At 45.2% G+C, this 17,579-nt stretch carries 16 protein-coding genes and 1 other RNA gene; 16 read left to right on the top strand and 1 reads right to left on the bottom strand.

Going from position 1 to position 17,579, the window contains the following annotated elements; all coding sequences use genetic code 11:
• The first annotated feature begins 47 nt into the window (after positions 1-47).
• The 3 genes from ACN0VI_RS11565 (at position 48) to ACN0VI_RS11555 (ending at position 1,605) form a co-directional block, all read left to right on the top strand.
• Positions 48-542 (top strand): DUF3016 domain-containing protein, encoded by a 495-nt coding sequence (locus tag ACN0VI_RS11565; RefSeq protein ID WP_417446909.1) that lies wholly within the window; start codon positions 48-50, stop codon positions 540-542.
• 105 nt (positions 543-647) lie between these two features.
• An RNA gene (rnpB, locus tag ACN0VI_RS11560) (RNase P RNA component class A) lies at positions 648-1,005 on the top strand.
• A gap of 198 nt (positions 1,006-1,203) precedes the next feature.
• Positions 1,204-1,605, top strand: coding sequence for a DUF2784 domain-containing protein (locus ACN0VI_RS11555; protein ID WP_417446908.1), 402 nt, complete (start codon positions 1,204-1,206; stop codon positions 1,603-1,605).
• Positions 1,606-1,626: 21 nt separating this feature from the next.
• Here the strand turns inward: ACN0VI_RS11555 and ACN0VI_RS11550 are convergent, their stop codons facing one another.
• Complete coding sequence (locus tag ACN0VI_RS11550) at positions 1,627-2,577, bottom strand: glutaminase (RefSeq protein ID WP_417446907.1); 951 nt, start codon at positions 2,575-2,577, stop codon at positions 1,627-1,629.
• Positions 2,578-3,086: 509 nt separating this feature from the next.
• Here ACN0VI_RS11550 and mraZ point away from each other — a divergent pair.
• From mraZ to ACN0VI_RS11485, 13 genes are read left to right on the top strand one after another with little or no spacing between them, the layout of a single operon-like run.
• Entirely contained in the window at positions 3,087-3,542 is a 456-nt protein-coding gene (gene mraZ, locus ACN0VI_RS11545) for a division/cell wall cluster transcriptional repressor MraZ (RefSeq protein WP_331890926.1), read from the top strand.
• 2 nt (positions 3,543-3,544) lie between these two features.
• Positions 3,545-4,480, top strand: a complete 936-nt coding sequence (rsmH, locus tag ACN0VI_RS11540; RefSeq protein WP_331890927.1) for a 16S rRNA (cytosine(1402)-N(4))-methyltransferase RsmH — start codon at positions 3,545-3,547, stop codon at positions 4,478-4,480.
• Positions 4,477-4,836 carry a cell division protein FtsL gene (gene ftsL, locus ACN0VI_RS11535; RefSeq protein WP_331890928.1) on the top strand — a complete coding sequence of 120 codons (360 nt, stop codon included), beginning with the start codon at positions 4,477-4,479 and terminating at the stop codon, positions 4,834-4,836. The genes rsmH and ftsL overlap by 4 nt, the downstream gene beginning before the upstream one ends.
• Positions 4,833-6,593 carry a peptidoglycan D,D-transpeptidase FtsI family protein gene (locus ACN0VI_RS11530; RefSeq protein ID WP_417446906.1) on the top strand — a complete coding sequence of 587 codons (1,761 nt, stop codon included), beginning with the start codon at positions 4,833-4,835 and terminating at the stop codon, positions 6,591-6,593. The genes ftsL and ACN0VI_RS11530 overlap by 4 nt, the downstream gene beginning before the upstream one ends.
• Positions 6,586-8,187 carry a UDP-N-acetylmuramoyl-L-alanyl-D-glutamate--2,6-diaminopimelate ligase gene (locus ACN0VI_RS11525; protein WP_417446905.1) on the top strand — a complete coding sequence of 534 codons (1,602 nt, stop codon included), beginning with the start codon at positions 6,586-6,588 and terminating at the stop codon, positions 8,185-8,187. Before ACN0VI_RS11530 ends, ACN0VI_RS11525 begins: the two co-directional genes overlap by 8 nt.
• The gene (locus tag ACN0VI_RS11520) at positions 8,184-9,581 is read left to right on the top strand and encodes a UDP-N-acetylmuramoyl-tripeptide--D-alanyl-D-alanine ligase (RefSeq protein WP_417446904.1); all 1,398 of its coding nucleotides are present in this window, start codon (positions 8,184-8,186) and stop codon (positions 9,579-9,581) included. The genes ACN0VI_RS11525 and ACN0VI_RS11520 overlap by 4 nt, the downstream gene beginning before the upstream one ends.
• Positions 9,581-10,660: a phospho-N-acetylmuramoyl-pentapeptide-transferase gene (gene mraY / locus ACN0VI_RS11515; protein WP_331890932.1), complete on the top strand. Its 1,080-nt coding sequence runs from the start codon at positions 9,581-9,583 to the stop codon at positions 10,658-10,660. The genes ACN0VI_RS11520 and mraY overlap by 1 nt, the downstream gene beginning before the upstream one ends.
• Before the next feature lie 24 nt (positions 10,661-10,684).
• Positions 10,685-12,034, top strand: a complete 1,350-nt coding sequence (gene murD / locus ACN0VI_RS11510; protein WP_417446903.1) for a UDP-N-acetylmuramoyl-L-alanine--D-glutamate ligase — start codon at positions 10,685-10,687, stop codon at positions 12,032-12,034.
• Positions 12,031-13,257, top strand: a complete 1,227-nt coding sequence (gene ftsW / locus ACN0VI_RS11505; RefSeq protein WP_331890935.1) for a putative lipid II flippase FtsW — start codon at positions 12,031-12,033, stop codon at positions 13,255-13,257. The genes murD and ftsW overlap by 4 nt, the downstream gene beginning before the upstream one ends.
• Positions 13,250-14,368, top strand: a complete 1,119-nt coding sequence (murG, locus tag ACN0VI_RS11500; protein ID WP_417446902.1) for an undecaprenyldiphospho-muramoylpentapeptide beta-N-acetylglucosaminyltransferase — start codon at positions 13,250-13,252, stop codon at positions 14,366-14,368. The genes ftsW and murG overlap by 8 nt, the downstream gene beginning before the upstream one ends.
• Entirely contained in the window at positions 14,365-15,834 is a 1,470-nt protein-coding gene (gene murC, locus ACN0VI_RS11495; protein WP_417446901.1) for a UDP-N-acetylmuramate--L-alanine ligase, read from the top strand. Before murG ends, murC begins: the two co-directional genes overlap by 4 nt.
• Entirely contained in the window at positions 15,831-16,769 is a 939-nt protein-coding gene (locus ACN0VI_RS11490) for a D-alanine--D-alanine ligase (RefSeq protein WP_331890938.1), read from the top strand. The genes murC and ACN0VI_RS11490 overlap by 4 nt, the downstream gene beginning before the upstream one ends.
• A gap of 21 nt (positions 16,770-16,790) precedes the next feature.
• Positions 16,791-17,579, top strand: coding sequence for a cell division protein FtsQ/DivIB (locus ACN0VI_RS11485; RefSeq protein ID WP_417446900.1), 789 nt, complete (start codon positions 16,791-16,793; stop codon positions 17,577-17,579).

Genomic DNA, 17,579 nt, shown 5'->3' with positions numbered 1-17,579 from the left:
GGTAATAAAACTTATCTTTTTGAGAATTAACCGAATTGGAGTTGGATATGAATTATTTAAAATCAGCATTCGCCGCTCTACTTATATCGCCCTTTATGGCTTTAGCTGGCGAAGTGAAAGTTAGCTGGGCTGAGTTTGATGATTTTATTGACGTTAGACCCGCCAGTGAAACCAAGTCAGCCTTTTATAAGCGCGTCAAAACCAGCCTTGAAAAAACGTTTATCGAGCTTGGTGAAAAGTTACCCGATGGCGCTGTATTTGAGTTTAGGATAACCGATCTCGACCTAGCTGGTGATGTGAGATATGGCGGAGTTCGGGAGTATCGCCTGGTGGAAAGGATCTACTTCCCAAAAATGAAGTTTGACTATCAGTTGATTGACAAAGAAGGCAAGATTCTCAAACAAGGCTCAGAGTCTTTGAAAGATATGAACTTCCTTGATCGGATTCGAACTCCTGCACAGTACCGCAATGATGGTTTTTATTACGAAAAGTACATGTTCGAACACTGGTTTGAAGAAAATATCGAAGCACAATTTAACTAGTTACACTACATAGCTCACTCCTTAGAGCACACTTCAGGCAGACTCATCCAGTCTGCCTTTTTTATTTTTGCTTGCTTTTTCACCGTTGAAGACTAAACTTGCCCACAAGCTGGCCAGACAGTCGCTGCCTGCCTTTTTGGCGGGGAGAGGAAAGTCCGGACTTCACAGAGCAGGGTGCCAGGTAACGCCTGGGCGGCGCAAGCCGACGGCAAGTGCAACAGAAAGTATACCGCCGATGGAATCGCAAGATTCACAGGTAAGGTTGAAATGGTGCGGTAAGAGCGCACCGCACTGCTGGCAACAGTATGTGGCGAGGTAAACCCCACCCGAAGCAAGACCAAATAGGGTTCCGTATGGCGTTGCTCGCGTTGGAACCGGGTAGGTTGCTTGAGCCATGGAGTGATCCATGGCCTAGACGAATGACTGTCCAAGACAGAATCCGGCTTACCGGCCAGCTTATTTTTCTCTGCATTTTTAATCTTTAAAGTAAGTGTATTAGTCATTCGACCAAAATAACTGTCCACGATCGAGGACTCATTATTGGTAGGGACTACTCATGAGCTGTCCCTAAAACCCCTTGGCTTCTTCCCTCAGTAAGAATGTCCCTATCTACTCTTTAACCAAGGTTATAGCATTCAACCAGCTGCGTTATACTGATTCCATGAACTCTTCTGATTTCTACTTATTATTGGCTGACCTGATTCTTATCACTCATGCGTTATTTGTCGTATTTGTGGTGGTTGGGTTGATATTGATACTGATCGGTGGTGCCTGCTCATGGTCATGGGTCCGCAATCCCTTGCTTCGGTTATCGCACCTATTTGCAATTGGTTTTGTCGTTATTCAATCGTGGCTTGGTGCCATCTGTCCTTTGACCATGTGGGAAAATATGCTGCGCAAAAAGGCGGGTGGGGTTGGTTATCAGGATACCTTTATATCCTACTGGTTTGAGAAGCTGCTTTATTACCAGCTTCCACAGTGGATCTTTGTCGTCGCTTATACTCTGTTCGGTGCTTTGGTATTGGTAAGCTGGTTTTGGGTAAGGCCCAGATCATTTAGATAAGAGCTTGTGTATAAGACATTTTTATTCGTACTCCAGCTCGTCAAAAATAGGCGAGGGGCCAAAGACATTCGATTGGGTAATGGTGGTGAAGAGTTCGAGTGCTTTGATTCCTTTGCTTGAATTGCCTTTGCTGTTTAATCCGGGGCTCCATACCGCAATGCTGTATTGGTCTGGGTAGATGGCAACGATACCGCCGCCGACGCCACTTTTTCCGGGTAGCCCAACTCTGAAGGCAAATTCCCCTGCTTCATCATAGAAGCCACAAAGCAACATGATGGAGTTGATACGTTTGGTTTCCTGAGCGGTTAATATTCTCTTATTGTTGAGCGGGTTCTTGCCGCCATTGGCGAGGAACATAAAGGTCTGCGCAAGATCCTTGCATGACATTTCAATCGAACAAAGATGAAAATAAAAATCCAATACCTGTTCCGCGTCGTTTTCGATATTTCCATAGGATTTCATCAGATTGATGTGGGCATGATTTTTAAAGCCACATTCTTTTTCTGATTCAGCAGTGGTTTTGCAGTAATCAATATCGGGGTTGCCTGCCAGCGAGCGCAGAAACTTAATAAAGTCTTGATAAGGGTTTTCTAATTCACTGATCAGAATATCGCAAATGACTATGGCGCCAGCATTGATCAACGGGTTGCGAGGAATGCCTTGTTCGTATTCAAGCTGAACTAAAGAATTGAAAGGGCTGCCTGAAGGTTCTACCCCAACGCGCTTCCATAAATCGGTGCCAACTAGCTTGAAGGCATAAACTAGCGAAAGAACTTTAGATATGCTCTGAATGGAAAATGTCTCGTCGGTATCGCCATGGTAATAGCTGTGCTCATCTCTGGTCACCAGGTACATACCAAATTTATTGGGATTAGCCTTAGCCAGGGCTGGAATATAGGTCGCCACCTGGCCAATTTGGTCATAGTCCTTGAGCTCGGCAGCGATTTTTTCGAATATTTCGTTGTACTTCATACTTGGTTGGGTTGGTGTTTATTCCTCCAGTCTATTGAACACTAGGCTCAATGGCTAGTCTCAATAGCTAATATATCAATAGGTTATATCAATCAAGAGGGCTGCTGTAGTCATAGTAACCAAGCTTTGGCTATTAGATTGGAAGACATCTGATAATTTTAGCCTCAAGATCCTTTCATTAAGCAGAGTATTTCTTCTAACTTAAAGTAAATTCTAACTTCCCTGTCTAATTTTCTGATAAATAAGCAGTTTATCCCCAGCTGTTTGTTAGTGCTGACTAACTTCGCTAAGTGTTTGTCAAATAAGGACATTTTTCACATTTTCCATGCAAATTTGCCTTGCAAAACTCATGCAAAGTTCATATAGTGTAGAGAAGTGGAGAAAAGTGTCGCAAAGTGGATCGTATAGGATCATTGAAGATCAACGACCAATTTGCATAAAGCAGCTGAAAACCGGGTAGCAATTTCGGTTTTGGCATAACGAGTCAAAAGTGGGGTTTACATAGAGCCATGTTCCGTGGAGCAACTGCAATCAATATGGACGCGAAAGGTCGTATCGCCATTCCGGCGAAGTACCGCTCGCGTTTTGAAGATGTTTGCTCCAATCAAATTGTGGTGACTATTGACCTGTTTGACCCGTGTTTATTACTTTTCCCGCTCCCCCACTGGGAACAACTCGAAGCAAAACTCGACACTTTTTCTAACACAGACCCTAACCAACGCCGTATTAAACGTATGTTACTCGGTCATGCATCAGAGCATGAAATCGATAGTAATGGACGTATTCTACTGCCTCCTGTCCTGCGTGAATACGCGCAATTGGAAAAACAATTACTTCTAGCCGGTCAAGGCAAAACTTTCCAGATCTGGAATGAAGAGAATTGGCACAAGAAGATTGAGCAGGATGTTGAAGCGTTGGCTGAGGGGCCACTGGATCCAGAAAGTTTACCTGAACTGGCGTTCTAGTTATGAGCACCGAACAAGAACACGACGCAGTCCTGCTAAATGAGGCAGTGGAGGCTTTAGTGATCGACCCTAACGGCATATATATCGATTGTACATTTGGTCGCGGCGGACACAGCCGGGCGATTTTGTCACGTCTGTCAGAAGAGGGGCGCTTGATTGGATTTGATAAAGATTTACAAGCCATTGCAGTGGGCGAAGAACTGCAACAGGAAGATGACAGGTTTAGTATTGTCCATGAAAGTTTTTCTCTTTTAGAACAAGAGGTTAGTAAACGCAGCTGGGTCGGCGAAGTGACCGGTGTGCTGATGGATTTAGGTGTCTCATCACCGCAGCTGGACCAGGCCGAGCGTGGTTTCAGCTTTATGCAGGATGGGCCATTGGATATGCGTATGGATACCACTCGCGGACAAACCGCTGAGCAGTGGATCGCGACGACTGATGAAGACGATATGGTGTGGGCCTTCAAGGCATTTGGCGAAGAGCGTTATGCAAAACGTATTGCGCGCGCCATCGTTGAGAAAAGAGCTAAAGCACCGATTACGCGAACTAAGCAGTTGGCAGACATAATTTCTGAAGCGCATCCGCGCTGGGAAAAACATAAGCATCCAGCGACTCGATGTTTCCAGGCAATTCGTATTGCGGTCAATCGTGAGCTGGATGACTTGAAGGATACCTTGGAACAGGTGTTGAACGTATTAAAAGTGGGTGGTCGCTTAGTGGCGATCAGCTTCCACTCTCTGGAAGACCGCATCGTGAAGCAGTTTATCCAGAAGCAAGCGCAAGGGCAGGATTTTCCAGCTGGCTTGCCGATTACTGAAGACATGATTAATCGTCGCATGAAGAAAGTCGGCAAGTTTACCAAAGCTGGTGACAGTGAGCTGGAACGTAACATTAGAGCGCGAAGCGCTGTAATGCGGGTGGCGGAGAAGTTGGCGTGAGTCCAGCTAAAATTAAAGAAAAGGTTAGAGAAACCAATAGCTTATGGCCTGTTTACAGCTTGATGGCAACTGTCTTGCGTCGCTTTGGAGTGATTTTATTAGGTGTGCTGGTGGTGATTTCAGGTGTTGTCATTGCTCATCAGACTCACCAGATGCGCCAGACAACCATTGCACTGAAACAACTTGAAGATGAGCAGACAGCATTAGAGCTTCAATGGCAAAAATTGAGTTTAGAGCAAAGCTCGTTAGCGGAACATAGCCGCGTAGAGTCGCTGGCAGAAAAGCGTTTACAGATGAAACAGCTAGACTCGAGAGATGAAGTGTTAATCACCCCCTCAGTTAGAGGTAGAGAATGAAGAAAGTACAAAACCGTAAATTAAAAACAGTACCGCTTTGTACATGGCGTTATTACGTCATGATTGCGGTATTGTTGTGCGGTTTTGGTGCGCTAGTCACTCGTGCAGCTTATTTGCAAGTGGTGAGCTCTGATGAATTGGCGCAAGCAGGTGATTCTCGCTCTGTACGCATAAAAGGTATTTCAAGTCACCGCGGTTTAATTGTCGATCGCAACGGTGTTGAGCTGGCGCGTTCAGTGCCTACCGAATCGGTATGGCTTGATCCTAAAACGCTTCTGGCGAATGAAAACGTTTTGCAAAGTAAGGAGTGGAAAGCTTTTGCAGCCGCATTAAAACGCAATGAAGATGAATTAAATCAGTGGGTTAAGAGTAAGGGCAACAAAAGATTTGTCTGGCTTGAGCGGCATGTGGATCCCAATGTGGGGCTCTATATTAAGCGGCTCGATATTCCGGGAGTTGAATTTAAAACGGAATACCGTCGCTATTATCCAAGCGCTGAAGTTGCTGCCCACCTTGTGGGCTTTACTGGTATTGATGATAAAGGTTTAGAAGGAGTTGAGCGCGCCTTTGATAGTTTCTTAACGGGACAGCCTGGTAGTAAAAAAGTGGTGGTGGATTTATACCGCCGAGTCGTCGAAGAGCGCGGCGTATTGGCTCAGGCCGAACAAGGTAATGATTTACAGCTAAGCATCGACTCGCGCATTCAATCAACTGCCTATAAAGAATTGAAGAAAGCGGTTCTACAGAACGGTGCAAAAGGCGGTTCAGTTGTGGTGGTGGATGTGGAAACAGGTGAAGTTTTAGCCATGGCAAGTCAGCCTTCCTTTAATCCAAACCGTTCTGATAGTCGTTTTCCTGAGTTCACTCGTAACCGTTCGATTACTGACTTGTTTGAACCAGGCTCAACGGTTAAACCTTTTACGGTGGTTAGTGCATTATCAAGTGGCAAGTTTTCAACTAACTCGACTATAGATACCTCTCCAGGTCGTATGAAACTTGGCTATGCCTGGGTTCGTGATCCACGCAATTATGGGGTGTTAGATTTAGATGGCATCATCAAGAAATCCAGTAACATGGGGGTCGCCAAAATTGCACTGGAACTGTCTGACGAAGAGTTTATGAGCACTTACTACAAAGTAGGATTCGGAGTGGAAACGGGCCTCGGTATACAAGGCGAGTCGGATGGTATGTTAGCCCCACGTGCAAATTGGTCTGAGCATGAAAAAGCATCGATGTCATATGGCTATGGCTTTATGGTTAGCCCCATTCAATTAGCGCAAGCCTACGCCATTTTGGGTGCGGATGGTGTGCGCAATCAACTGACTCTAATTAAGCGTGCGGAAGGGGTGGAATACCCTCAAGAGCAAGTAGTCAATGCTGAAGTAGCTCGCTCGGTTGTCCATATGATGGAAGAGGTTGTGGCAGATGGCGGCACCGGTACGCAGGCTAAAGTCGAAGGTTATCGCGTGGCGGGTAAAACCGGCACTTCGCGAAAAGCTATTCGTGGTGGCTATGGTGATGAATACGTTACCGTGTTCGCGGGCTTGGTGCCTGCAAGCAATCCAAAATTTGCCATCGTGGTAATGGTTGATGAGCCAGCGGGCGACAGCTATTACGGCGGTACAGTTTCGGCGCCGGTATTTGCCAAAGTGGCAGACAAAGCGTTGCATCTAATGAACATTGCACCGGATAACAAGGTGCAAAAAACTGCAGTAGCAACCGCAGTCAATGTTGTAGGAGGAGGTCAGCATGACTAATTCTCTACAACTAACGACGGCACTGAAGAAAATTATTAAACCAGTAGTTAATGAGCAATTCTGGAAAGAATATCCGCAGGTTGCAATGACCGAAGTTAGCGGTATTCAGCTCGATAGCCGCCAGGTAAAACCTGGTCAGTTGTTCGTTGCCTATCCTGGTCACACCACAGATGGTCGCCAATACATCAAACAAGCTGTTGATGCTGGCGCAACCGTGGTGCTATTCGAAAAAGATGACAGTGAAACGATTTTAGAAACCTTGCTCAATGACAACCAGCAAGTAGCAGCCTCCGCACAGACTCTCTCCGGGGTGGCTCCTTTGGAGCTTTATAATTATAAGGAGGCTGTTTTAATTCCTGTTAAGAACTTAAGCAGTAAAGTCAGCCACATAGCCGCGCGTTTTTATGGTAATCCTACCAAGAAAATGTCAGTGGTTGGTGTGACCGGTACTAACGGCAAAACCAGTTGTGCCTATTTAATGGCGCAGGCGCTTGAGTTTTTACAATATCCAACTCTGATGTTAAGCACGGTTGGCAATGGTAACCCATCGAAATTACAGGCAACCGAAAACACGACTCCTGACGCAATCGCTACTCAGCGTTTAGCGGCAGAATATTTGGCGAAAAAGAATTATCACATGACCATGGAGGTTTCTTCGCATGGTTTAGTGCAGTCTCGCGTGGCAGCGGTGCAATATAAAATTGCAGTGTTTACCAATCTATCGCAAGACCATCTTGATTATCACAATGATATGGAATCCTATTTCCAGGCTAAAAGACAGCTGTTCGTAAGAGAAGAGTTAGAAGCTGCTGTCATCAATGCTGATGATGAATACGGACGTCGATTGCTAGCTGATGATGCCATTGCGTGCCGTAAAATTGCTTATAGTTGTGAACAGATAAATGAATCGTTGAATATTGAAAGCTGGATTGTTGCGAAAAACCTGACATTTAACATGAGAGGCATTCAGGCAGAGCTGCACACACCGTGGGGTACCAGCAAATTACGGTCAGGTTTATTAGGGCATTTCAACCTTTCAAACTTATTGGCAGTAGCTGCTTCGCTAGGCGAAATGTTTGGTGATATCGACAAATGGATTGTGGCACTAAATGCTGCTAAAGCTGTGCCTGGTCGTATGCAAAACTTTACTGCCAGTAGTAAAGCAACCGTGGTAGTCGATTATGCGCACACACCTGATGCGCTGGATAAAACCTTAACCAGTTTGCGTGAGCATTGTGCTGGTGAATTATGGTGCATCTTCGGTTGTGGTGGTGATCGTGATAACACCAAACGCCCGTTGATGGGTGCGATTGCCGAGCAAAAAGCGAACCAAGTAATCATTACCGATGACAATCCTCGTACCGAAAATTCTGAGGAAATTGTGGCGATGATTCGTGAGGGTATGAAGGACAAATCCACTCAGTATATTCAAAAAAGAAAAGAAGCGATTGAGTTTGCCTTAAAACACAGTACACCAAACGACATTATTCTAGTCGCGGGTAAAGGTCACGAAGATTACCAACAAATTGGTAACAAAAAAATGCACTACTCCGATTTAGAAACGGTAGCCAGCTTAATGGAGGAGAAAGCATGATTCCATTAAGTTTGAAGGCAATTGCTGAAGTGACTCAGGGGCAGTTACAAGGTGCTGATAAAAACATTAGTAAAGTTGTAACAGACAGCCGAGTTGACTGTCGCGAGGCGCTGTTCATTGCGCTGAAAGGCGAAAACTTTGATGGTCATAAATTTGTCGAAAATGCTAAAGCGCAAGGTGCGAAAGCATTACTGGTTGATCACTCAGTAACAACCGATTTGCCACAAGTCATTGTCGCAGATACTGAAAAAGCATTGGGTGCAATTGCCGGCTACGTTCGTGATCAAGTGAATCCATTAGTGATTGGAATCACCGGTAGCGCAGGAAAAACTACCGTTAAGGAAATGGTCGCCAGTATATTGCGCGAGAAAGGCAATGTGTTAGCGACGCAAGGAAACTTTAATAACCATATTGGAGTGCCTTTAACACTCTTGCGTTTAAAAGAAATCGATCAATATGCAGTCATCGAAATGGGCGCTAATCATCGTGGAGAAATTGCCTACTGTGCATCGATTGCTAAGCCGGATATCAGTGTCATCAATAATGTAGAAGCTGCTCATATTGAAGGTTTTGGGTCGGAGGAAGGAGTGGCTAAAGCCAAGTCAGAGATTTATCAAGCTTTGAGTAATGATGGCACAGCGGTGATTAATCTCGATAGTGCCTTTTCTGAGCAATGGTTAGAGACGTTTGCAGCGCTTCAGAAAATAACAGTTTCGCGCCATAAAGATGCCAACTTTGTTGCAGATAATTGTCAGACACAAGACAACGGTAATGTGACTTTTACTATGCAACATACACAAGATGGCAGTAGCCAAAGTATTAGTGTGCAGCTTCCAATTCCCGGAATGCACAATGTTTCCAATGCCCTGGTCGCAGCAGCTCTAGCTTCGGCAGCGGGTGCGGACATGGAAATGATTAAAGTTGGCCTTGAAACCATGGTTTCTGTTAAGGGACGACTTAATCAGTTCAAAGCAGCCAATGGTGCTTTAATTATTGATGACACTTATAACGCCAGCGTCGCTTCAGTTAAAGCTGCCATCGATTATCTGGCCAGTTTATCGGGTACTAAAGTTCTCATACTTGGGGATATGGCGGAGCTTGGTGACGAAAGTGCTCAATATCATCGCGAAGTGGGTGAGTACGCAAAAGAAAAGAATATCAATCAATTATTAGTTAATGGCCAATGGGTAAAGTATAGCGCTGAAGCTTTCGGCGACAACGCACAATGGTTCGAGAACAAGGAGTTTCTTGTTTCTCACTTAATGAGCGTTATTCAGTCAGATTATAAAATATTAGTAAAAGGCTCACGTAGCGCCCAAATGGAACAGGTGGTCGACGCAATGGTTATTGTTGCCGCTGATGAGCACAATTTAAATTTGGGGGGGGACCAATAATGCTGACCTGGTTAGCAGATTATTTATCACAGTACTACTCAGGTTTTAACCTGTTTCAGTATTTAACATTTCGCTCGATTATCAGCGTTATCACTGCATTAGGCATTTCATTGTTAGTAGGTCCAACAATGATTCGTCGCTTGAGTAAATATCAGATTGGGCAAACGATTCGTGACGATGGCCCGCAAACACATTTGGCCAAAGCAGGCACGCCAACGATGGGTGGCGCACTGATTATCTTCGCCATCGTATTTAGCTCATTAATGTGGGGCCAATTAGAGAACCGGTATTTATGGGTGGCACTCATTGCTTTGGTCGGTTTTGGTTTGGTGGGCTTGGCGGATGATTACATCAAGCTAGTGCGGAAAGACCCAAAAGGGTTAGTCGCACGCTGGAAATATTTTTGGCAGTCGTTAATTGGTGCAGGGATTGCACTGTATCTGTTTTATAACGCTTCGCCTGTTGAAACTCAGCTGTTAGTTCCGTTCCTGAAAGATGTGATGCCGCAACTGGGAGTCATGTTCATCTTTATGGCGTATTTCGTAATTGTCGGTACCAGTAATGCTGTCAACTTAACGGATGGCTTAGATGGCTTGGCAATTCTACCGACAGTATTAGTGGCCGGTGGTTTGGGTATTTTTGCCTACGTTACCGGTAACCAGGTGTTCTCAGATTATCTGGGCATTCCGTATATTCAAGGTGTTGGTGAACTGGTGATTTTCTGCGCGGCGATTATTGGCGCAGGTTTAGGTTTCCTTTGGTTCAACACCTATCCAGCACAAGTCTTTATGGGTGATGTGGGTGCGCTTGGGCTGGGCGCAGCACTGGGCGCTGTGGCCGTGATGGTCCGCCAGGAATTAGTGCTCTTTATTATGGGTGGGGTGTTCGTTATCGAAACTTTATCGGTGATATTGCAGGTTGGTTCCTACAAGTTAACAGGAAAACGAATTTTTAGAATGGCACCACTACACCACCATTATGAATTAAAAGGCTGGCCAGAGCCTCGCGTCATCGTACGCTTCTGGATTATCTCATTGATTTTAGTATTAATTGGTTTAGCAACCTTGAAAATACGCTAAACAAGGCTAAGGAAAATGATAGCAATGCAACAAAAAGATATCGCGTACAAAAATCGCTTGATACTCGGTCTGGGACAGACTGGGCTTGCGGTTGCGCGTTATTTATCTGCATTGCACCAACCCTTCAATGTTATGGATACGCGTGATATTGCTCCAGGGCATGAAGAGTTGGAAAAGCTAGCGCCAGGTTCATTGCTGCAATGGAATGGTGACCAGTTTACAGAATACGATGAGTTAGTGGTTAGTCCTGGTATTGCCATTGCTCGTGCTGATATTCAGGCAGCGCAGAAAGCGGGTGTTAGTGTTATTGGTGATATCGAATTATTTGCTCAAGCCAATACATTACCGGTTATTGCTATAACTGGCTCTAACGGAAAAAGCACAGTCACTGACTTGGTTGGCGAGTTAATTAACGCCAGCGGAAAGAAGGCATTGGTGGGCGGTAATATTGGAGTTCCTGCATTAGACCTTCTTGAACAGGAAGGTGACTATGTAGCACTGGAATTATCCAGCTTCCAGTTAGAAAGTACACTCAGTTTAGAACCTGTTGCAGCAACCGTGTTGAATGTCAGCGAAGATCATTTAGACCGCTATAACAATTACCAGGAATATGTGGATGCCAAGCGGAGCATTTATGTCAACGCTACAACTTGTTTAGTCAATGCTGATGATGACAATACCTGGGTTGAGTCTACTCAGAGTATACAGAATATACTGCGCTTTGGTCTGGAGCATGACAATGATCGGATTGACGGGGATCATATTGACTGGGCAGTGGATATCGCAAGCAACGCGATCAAACATAACGGACAAGAAATCCTGAAGTTGAATGAGTTGACATTACAGGGCATCCATAATGCGCTAAATGTTGCTGTTGCTTTAGCCTTGGTGGAGATCGCAGGAATCGAATTGACGCAGCCTGTTTTAGATGCTGCAAAATCCTATCAAGGTTTGCCACATCGCAGTCAATTGGTAGGCATAAAAAATGGTGTCACTTTCATCAATGACTCTAAAGCAACCAATGTGGGTGCAACCGTGGCGGCCATTCAAAGTTTCGAGCCACAGTTTGGTTCAAATATTATTTTGATCGCTGGCGGTGATGCAAAAGGTGCTGATTTATCCACCTTACAAGACATCATTAAAGAAACGGTCAAAGCTGTGGTGTGCTTTGGTAAAGATGCTCCGGCTATTGCAAAGTTAGCACCAGCAAAAACACAGTTAGTCAGTAATTTAGAAGAAGCTGTGCGCACTGCAAATGAACAAGCGCATAGTGGTGACCTGGTGCTGTTGTCGCCAGCTTGTGCCAGTTTGGATATGTTTGCCAACTATATGCAGCGTGGCGAACAGTTTGCTCATTATGTGGAGGCGCTATGACTAGTATCCTCAACACATTAAGAGTGAGCGATTTTATAGAGCAATTAAAACTGTCCGATCGCCGTACGCGCCTGGACCCATGGTTGCTTGGCCCGGTTATGATCTTATTGGCAATTGGTGTGATGATGGTTGCTTCAAGCTCAATGCCATATGCAGAAGATCATATGAATGGCAATGAATTCCACTTTCTGATTCGTCACATTATTTATCTAACCATTGCATTAGTGGCTTCAATGTTAGTGCTGCAGCTTGATACACGTTTCTGGCAGGTCAATGGTATCTACATGCTGTTGTTCGGCATTATATTGTTGATGTTGGTGCTAGTGATTGGTAGAGAAGTGAATGGTAGTAAGCGTTGGATTGGGCTTGGCCCGATGACGGTGCAACCAGCTGAACTGATGAAGTTTTTTATCGTGACCTACCTTGCCGGTTACCTGGTGCGCCGTAGTGACGAATTACAAACACAAATTAAAGGCTTTACAAAACCACTGTTAGTGATTGGTTTAGTGGTCGCTTTCTTACTGCTGCAACCAGACTTTGGGTCATCAGCAGTGATTGTAGCAACAGCACTTGCAATGTTGTTTTTAGCCGGTGCAAAGCTTTGGCAGTTTATTTCGCTAACCGCTTTTGTCGGTGTGGTGATGGCTTTGGTGGCCTGGAAAGAACCTTATCGTATGAAGCGATTAACCAGTTTCCTTGACCCATGGGCAGATCAGTTTGGTAGCGGTTATCAGTTAGTGCAGTCGCTGATTGCTTTCGGCCGGGGCGATTGGTTTGGAGTCGGGCTCGGTAACAGCGTGCAAAAACTATCGTACTTACCTGAAGCACATACCGACTTTGTGTTTGCAGTATTTGCCGAAGAGTTCGGCTTCGTCGGTGTACTACTGGTTATTACCTTATACGCCATCATCTTATTACGTAGCCTGAGTATTGGTCGGCGTGCATTGAAGATGGAACAGTATTTTGCCGCCTACGTGACATACGGCTTCGGCTTCTGGCTAAGTCTACAAGCGTTGATCAACATCGGTGTTTCAAGCGGCAGCTTACCAACCAAAGGGTTAACACTACCGTTTATCAGTTACGGCGGTAACTCGCTGATTGTGACCTGTATGGCCATAGCTATTATTTTGCGAGTAGATTTTGAAGTGCGTCGTCGTGAACATGAGTTCGCCAAAGTAAAGCGTGCGTATCGATCAGCAAAGGGAGGGCAGAGTGATGAATAAAAGAATTCTGCTGATGGCTGGCGGCACAGGCGGTCATATCTTCCCTGCATTGGCAGTTGGGCATGCTTTGGAGCAAGAAGGCTGGAGCTTACATTGGTTAGGTTCAGTGGGGGGCATGGAGCAGGAGCTAGTTCCTCAACACAATATTCCAATGACTTTGCTGCCGGTAAAGGGGATTCGAAATAAAGGTTTGTTGCCATTGATTAAGGCCCCCTTTCAATTGCTTAACAGTATACTTTTGGCGCGTAAGGCCATCAAAAAATTTAAACCGGATGTGGTATTAGGCATGGGTGGATTTGCCAGCGGTCCTGGTGGCATAGCTGCCAAGCTGTGTGGAGTGCCTTTAGTGATTCATGAGCAAAATGCCATCGCTGGTATGACTAATCATCAGCTGAATCGTTTAAGCCGTTGGACATTGCAGGCTTACCCTGGCGCGTTCCCTGAAAGCAAGAAAGTTATGACGGTTGGAAATCCTGTAAGACAGGATATTGGCAGTGATAGCGACCCTGCGCTGCGAATTGAGTCTGACGAGAAAAGCGTTCACATATTAGTGATTGGTGGTAGTCGTGGTGCAGCGGTGTTTAACGAAGAATTGCCGGAAACATTTAGCCGCGTGAATAGTGGTTTAAATGTTCAGGTGCGACACCAGTGTGGTAAAGGAAATTACGATACGGTACTAGCGCGATATCAACAACAGGATAGTAGCAAAGTAACCGTTGAAGTCAGTGAGTTTATAAGTGATATGGCGCGAGCCTATGAATGGGCTGATTTAGTTGTGTGTCGAGCCGGAGCATTGACCGTGGCAGAGATTGCTATGGCAGGTTGCGTTGCGATATTTGTGCCTTATCCCCATGCGGTTGATGATCATCAAACTTATAACGCGCGTTACTTGGCTGACCAAGGTGCTGCATTAATTATTCAGCAGCATGATTTAAGCACAGAAAGGTTGGCGCAAGAAATTACTGCGCTGGCAAATGACAAAGAACATTTAATTGAGATGGCAAGAAAGACAAAAGCATTGGCAAGACCTGAAGCAACGCAAAAAGTTGCTGAATATTGTAAGAAAGCTGCTGAAGAAAAAGCAGGAAACACAGCGAGAGAACAAGTATGAGTAATGGCATCAACCCTAACAGCCCTTTAATGCAGCAAGTGCCAGAGATGCGTCGGATTCGTCGTGTCCACTTTATTGGTATAGGTGGTGCAGGGATGAGTGGAATTGCCGAAGTGTTGCTGAATCTAGGTTATGAAGTGTCAGGCTCGGATATGCGTGACAGCAAAGTCACAGAACGTCTGAAAAGTTTAGGTGCCAAAATTTTCATTGGTCATCGTAGTGAGAATATTAATGACGTCAATGTGGTTGTTGCTTCGACAGCGATTCCAAAGAACAACCCTGAATTAGAAGCTGCGCGCGAGCATCGTGTACCGGTTGTACCACGTGCTGAAATGTTGGCTGAGTTAATGCGCTTCAGGCACGGTGTAGCTGTTGCCGGTACTCATGGTAAAACCACAACCACTAGTTTAATCGCCAGTATTTTTGCAGAAGGCGGATTAGACCCAACCTTTGTTATTGGTGGTTTACTGAATAGTGCAGGTAGTAACGCACGTCTTGGAACTAGCCGGTTCTTTATCGCCGAAGCCGACGAAAGTGATGCCTCATTCCTGCACATTCAACCAATGGTTGCTGTGGTCACCAATATTGAAGCTGATCACATGGACACTTACGGCGGCGACTTTAAAAATTTAGAAAACAATTTTATCGATTTCTTGCACAACCTTCCTTTCTACGGATTGGCGGTGATGTGTATCGATGACAAAACAATACAAGAGATTATGCCGCGGGTGACACGACCAACGGTGACTTATGGCTTTAGTGATGATGCTGATGTGCGTGCGATTGACTTTACTCAGTCAGGCACAAAAAGTCACTTCAAAGTAATTCGTCGTGATCATGAAGGCGAGCTGGAGATTACCTTAAACTTACCAGGTCGCCATAATGTGCAAAATGCTTTGGCCGCAATTGCAGTTGCCACAGAAGATGGTGTATCAGACGAGGCCATTCAAAAAGCATTGGCAGAGTTTGGCGGTATTGGTCGCCGCTTCCAGATGTACGGTGACTTTGAGGTCGACGGTAAAACGATAACCTTAATGGATGATTATGGTCATCACCCCAGTGAAGTGATGGCGACTATCGAAGCGATGCGTCGCAGCTGGCCGGAGCGTCGTTTGGTGATGGTTTACCAGCCGCACCGCTATAGCAGAACACGCGACCTGTATGAAGATTTCAGTAAAGTTTTATCCGAAGTGGATGCTTTATTGTTGCTTGAAGTTTACTCGGCGGGCGAAGAACCGATACCGGGTGCTGATAGTCGCTCATTATGTCGAAGCATTCGCCAGCGCGGAAAAATTGAACCCATTCATGTTGAAAAAATTGCCCAGCTCCCAGAGCTGTTAAGCAACATTTTACAGGATGGTGATGTGGTGGTTACGCAAGGTGCGGGTAATGTAGGTTCTTTGGCTCCAGCGTGGGTTGAAGTCAACATGAACTTGGCACAATTGAAAACGGAGGCCGAATCATGAGTATTGATAAGTTCGGCAAAGTGGCAGTTTTGTTTGGCGGGGATTCAGCGGAAAGAGAAATCTCGCTTCGAAGCGGTAAGGCAGTACACAGTGCTTTACTGAATGTTGGTATTGATGCGGTTCTTATTGACCTAAAAGATGATGGTTTGGCCGCAATTCAAGATAGCAAATGTGATCGCGTCTGGAATGCTTTACATGGCCGTGGTGGCGAAGATGGTGTGATTCAGGCGCATCTACAATTACTGGATCTGCCTTACACCGGAAGTGGTGTGATGGCGTCAGCGATTGCAATGGATAAATTACGTACCAAATTAATCTGGCAAGCGATGAACTATCCAGTGGCCAAGCACCGCATGTTAAACACCGGTGTTTTGACCCTAGAACAGGCTGAAGATGTTCTGGCTGGTATGAAAGGTTGCGTGATGGTTAAGCCGATACGAGAAGGTTCCAGTGTCGGCATGGCAAAGGCGGACACTGCAAAAGCATTAGTCAAGGCTGTAGAGAACGCTAAGCAATATGATCGTGAAGTAATGTTGGAACAATGGATTGATGGTGATGAATATACCGTTAGCATTTTAAATGGTAGAGCATTGCCAAGTATTCGCGTTAAAACACCGAATACGTTTTATGACTTTCAGGCGAAATATCAAAGTCAATCCACTGAATATCAATGCCCCAGTGGTTTGAATGACGAGGATGAAGCTGAACTGGCTGAGTTATCGCAGGCGGCATTTTATGCATTGGGTTGCGAAGGTTGGGGACGCGTGGATCTAATGCGCGAACGTAGCACCGGCAACTGGCTTTTATTGGAAGTGAATACGGTGCCAGGTATGACTGAAACTTCATTAGTACCGAAAGCGGCAAAGCAATCTGGCATGAGTTTTGACGAATTAGTGGTTGCGGTATTAGAAACCAGTTTCGTCGACAGACATTAGTAATCAAAGGAATTGACTGAAATGGTAAAGATGGCAACGCGTGAAGAACGCAATCAAGCGAAAAGCTTTAAAGGCTGGTTTAAGCCTTTGAAGTGGGTGCTTGTGATCGCGTCTGCCAGTGCTGCTGTAGTCGCATTCGTCTTTGCCGGAATCTGGGTGTTCAGTATTAATACTGACAACGTATTTCCGATTAATCGGCTAGAAGTATTTGAACAACAATTTACTTCGGCGGGTGAAGTGACGATTGCCATGAAATCAATTGATGATCGTGGTTTTTTCACCATGGATATGAAGACAGCGGAAGATAAGTTTGAATCATTACCTTGGGTTAAATCGGTTCAATTACGCAAAGTTTGGCCGGATACATTACAAGTGACGGTAGAAGAGTATGAGCCTTTGGCTTACTGGGGAATGAATGGTGTGGTTTCCACTGAAGGAAAGGTTTTTTATCCGGAACAGTTACCTGAAATGAATTGGGTCAAACTGCAAGGGCCAGATGAAATGGCAAAGGATTTAACAGTGTTATTGCAAACCTACCAAGAACAGTTGTTGAGAAAAGCATTGTTTATTGAAGGTATGCAATTAAGTGAACGCGGAGCGATTAGTTTGACGTTAAGTGACGGACTAAAAGTTCAATTAGGAAAGGTCCATGTTGAAGAAAGATTGGAACGCCTTTTGAATCATATCGATGTGTTGAAAACGCATAAGTCGGACGCATTGGCTTATGTTGACTTGAGATATCAAAACGGTTTTGCAGCTAAATGGGTTAGCAATACAACGCCGCTAGAAAACGGTGGGGGCAACAGGTAA

It is taken from the genome of Kangiella sp. (genome assembly GCF_048265365.1).
Taxonomy (GTDB): domain Bacteria; phylum Pseudomonadota; class Gammaproteobacteria; order Enterobacterales; family Kangiellaceae; genus Kangiella.
Note: the sequence above shows the minus strand (reverse complement) of the source record. Positions and strands in the feature narration are given on the sequence as shown.